The following is a 503-nucleotide window of genomic DNA, read 5'->3' on the forward strand; positions in this document are numbered from 1 at the left end:
CGGCATTAGGGGTGTTGTCGTCATTGCCGACCCAAACGCCGACGACCAGGCCATTGGCGAAGCCGACGAACAAGGCATCGCGGCTGTCCTGCGTGGTGCCGGTCTTGCCATAGGTTTTGACCGAGAGAGCCGCGGCACGCCCGGTGCCGGTTTCGGCGGAGGCGGAGAGCAAATCGAGCATCTCGTCATGGATCGTGCCGTCGAGCGCGCGCGTGCGATCGGTCAGCGCCGCCATGATGCCGTGCTCCGCCGGAGCGGCCTCCAGCCCGTGCGCGTGGACCGGATAGCGTTCGGCCAGGATCGCGGCATAGGCCGAGGTCAGTTCGAGCAGCGACATGCTCGACGTGCCGAGCGCGATCGTCGCTTCATTGGGAATGGGCGAGGTGACGCCGAGATCGCGCGCCGCCTGGATGACATTGGCGACGCCGACTTGCTGGGTGATCCGTGCCGCTGCCACGTTGGACGAGCGCGCGAACGCCTGGCGCAGCGTAATCGGCCCGAGA

1 protein-coding gene is annotated in these 503 nt (G+C 67.2%); it reads right to left on the reverse strand.

All coding sequences use genetic code 11. The features are described 5' to 3' along the window. A partial coding sequence (locus AACY19_RS27065) for a penicillin-binding transpeptidase domain-containing protein (RefSeq protein WP_339454564.1) occupies positions 1-503 on the reverse strand: 503 nt, incomplete at both ends.

It is taken from the genome of Pseudomonas sp. EA_5y_Pfl2_R50 (genome assembly GCF_963970475.1).
Classification (GTDB): Bacteria; Pseudomonadota; Gammaproteobacteria; order Pseudomonadales; family Pseudomonadaceae; genus Aquipseudomonas.